The organism is Microcystis sp. M49636_WE2 (genome assembly GCF_030065375.1).
Taxonomy (GTDB): domain Bacteria; phylum Cyanobacteriota; class Cyanobacteriia; order Cyanobacteriales; family Microcystaceae; genus Microcystis; species Microcystis aeruginosa_C.
Window position 1 is genome coordinate 1 of the sequence record NZ_JASJFG010000254.1, and the last position, 2,575, is coordinate 2,575.

The 2,575-nt window shown below is 45.7% G+C and carries 4 protein-coding genes; all 4 read right to left on the reverse strand.

Annotated features, from left to right (window positions below; all coding sequences use genetic code 11):
• The coding region (gene tatC / locus PX484_RS06125) for a twin-arginine translocase subunit TatC (protein WP_288103156.1) at nt 1-609 on the reverse strand (609 nt) is incomplete at its 3' end.
• 172 nt (nt 610-781) lie between these two features.
• On the reverse strand, nt 782-1,120 hold the full coding sequence (locus tag PX484_RS06130; protein ID WP_002752016.1) for a HepT-like ribonuclease domain-containing protein: 339 nt from the start codon (nt 1,118-1,120) through the stop codon (nt 782-784).
• Nucleotides 1,092-1,454: a nucleotidyltransferase family protein gene (locus PX484_RS06135; protein WP_185239748.1), complete on the reverse strand. Its 363-nt coding sequence runs from the start codon at nt 1,452-1,454 to the stop codon at nt 1,092-1,094. Before PX484_RS06135 ends, PX484_RS06130 begins: the two co-directional genes overlap by 29 nt.
• A gap of 669 nt (nt 1,455-2,123) precedes the next feature.
• The coding region (locus PX484_RS06140; RefSeq protein ID WP_288103159.1) for a hypothetical protein at nt 2,124-2,575 on the reverse strand (452 nt) is incomplete at its 5' end.

The window sequence follows — 2,575 nt, forward strand, 5'->3', positions numbered from 1 at the left end:
CATCGTTTGCGAGGAAATAATGCCTAAAAAGCTCAAAATCAATTGAATAACGGGAATTTGAAAGGCGATGCCGGTACTAAACAGCAAAAGTAAGACAAATTCAAAATAGCGCTCGATCGACCAAGCTTGTTCGACCACTTCCGCCCCATAACTGACAAAAAAGTTTAAAGCGGCGGGAATCAGGGCAATATAGGCAAAAAATAAACCGGCAAAAAATAAAACACTCGATCCTAACACTACCGGGACAATTAAACGCCGTTCGCGACGGGTTAACCCCGGCAGCACAAAGAGGATAATTTGCAAGAGAATGACGGGACTAGCCACCAGTATGCCGCTATATCCAGCTACTTTTAGGGAGACGAAAAAAAATTCTCCCGGAGCTAACTGCAAAAATTTTACCCCTTGGGCGGGGACTTCCAGCACTTGTACTAGGGGTTTAACGAAGATAAAACATCCCACCGCACCCACAGCCACGGCAATTAAACTATAAAAAATCCGGCGCCGCAACTCCTCCAAGTGGTCAAATAAGGACATTTCCACTTCTCCGGGTAACTCATCGAGGAATTCAGGACTGTCTGGGGGCGGGGTTTTTACTTCTGTCGATGACATGGCTTTGGCTCGATCGTTCTCTACTCAAGCCTTTATCCTAGCATTGATAACCCTTAGCTATTAGCCGTCAGCTATCAGAATCATTCCAACATCGTCGGGTTTGCTCGGTGACAGGTTGCCAATCGAGTTTGAATTAAGTGGAAAATTCTCCCTGATAGCGATCGCACTATTCTCAGGGTTCAGGTGGAATCTGTAACTGCAAGTCTTCAATCAGTGACGGGATTTCAGCCTGAACCACATCCCATACAATATTGAGGTTGACATCATCATATTCATGTACTAACCGATTTCTCATTCCATTAATTTCTTGCCAAGCAATGTTGGGAAAGGTCTGGCGGGTTGTTTCGGAAACTCGTCTGGCTGCTTCGGCAATCACCAATAGCCGTCGAATGACTGAATCTTGAAGCTGCACATTGGCGACGAACTCAGCTTTTGAGCATTGAGCCGTGTAGGTCATGATCAGTTCTGCGGATTGCAGTATATCAAGCAGGAATTGAAGATCCCGTTGCATAAATCACCTGGGCAGAGGAAAGAATTTCGTGGCGGCGTAAATAGTTACGGCTAGTTTCAATACCTTGACGGGTAATCAGATCAATGTCTCGGTGAAACATCGTTTTTAACTCTGCTTCCATCTGATCGAGGCTGCTGAAGGTGGGGTGTGCCTCTGGGTGAAACTGCACCATAATATCAATATCGCTGTCCGGGCGAAAGTCATCGCGCAGGACAGAGCCGAAAAGGGCAAATTCGGTCACTTGCCAGCGTTGGCAGAAATCAGCAATTTTTTCCGTCGGCAGATCGATGGCACCTCTCAAGCGGGCGACTGCCGCTGCCTCAGCTAAATCCATTGCTTGTTGGTGAAACGTTTGAATCTGGCTCATTGAAGTAAGGCTCCTCCAGGATTCTGTTTTGTGCTAACGACAGAGATCGGGCGACTGAACTCCACCACAATGATATAGGCTGGCAACCCTTCTGGGTCAGATGCACCAGTTTGTTCGATTTTCTGCTTGACTCTGGCATTAATTTTACTGCGATTGCCGTTATTGCCCCACAGAAACTAGAGGCTCAATTTTACCTTAAATGTCGGCTTGAAGGAACTCTCGGTTTTACCTCGGAGATGAAAGGTTACGCCAATATAAAACAGCACTTCGACAGGCTCAGTGTCCACACTTCAACACATTTCGACAAGCTCAATGTAAAGGCTCAGTGACACGAAGCACAGCTAAAAATAAGCGACCCTGTTGCAATTCTTGCCCCTCTATTTTAACCTAAACATTGGGAATCTTCGCTAACATTCCTCAACTGAGACCACCAGAGCGGCATCGCACTCTAACCCACAGTTTCAATAAATGTACATGGTGCGTTCCCCAAAAATCGATCGGTGGAGCAGTAGGAGTCACATTAGGGAACGCACCCTACAAGAACGGCGATCGCACTGGGAATTGATTTTGCTGATGGCAATGTGTTATTCATACTTTTATCCGCCCAACGTTCCTGTTATGTTGCCTGCATAGAACTCATTTTGGCTTCATCCAATCTTTGAGAACAGCCTTACCAACACTGACATACGGATTGTCCAAAAACTCCTCAATTGCAGCTTCACCACCCGTTTGTAACGCACCGACAACACGACGCTTGAAACTAGGAGTGGTTTCATCACTCACGTAAGCCACCTTTTCAGCTTCAGTAACGCTTGGATTAGTTTGTTCTAGCTGTTTGAGAAGACGCTGAATCTCCGCTGCCGCCTCAGCAAGAGTCTGCTTTTGATCTAATTGAACGAATGTATTGTTGTCAGATCCAGCATATTTGCCAATAGCAGTACCTTGACTAACATTGTAATAGTCTCCCTCAACACCTAATCTTATTCCTCCTAGAAGACTCCCAATCTCGCTCTTTAGACCTCTAATCTGTTCACGTAGTCGAAATTGATCAGGTACAGAACTTGTAGTCATTAATTCTTCTTCTAGTA

Coding starts and splice junctions, on each gene's coding strand:
- PX484_RS06130 (WP_002752016.1), bottom strand. CDS start 1,120: ATGCAACGGGATCTTCAATTCCTGCTTGATATACTGCAATCCGCAGAA.
- PX484_RS06135 (WP_185239748.1), bottom strand. CDS start 1,454: ATGGATTTAGCTGAGGCAGCGGCAGTCGCCCGCTTGAGAGGTGCCATC.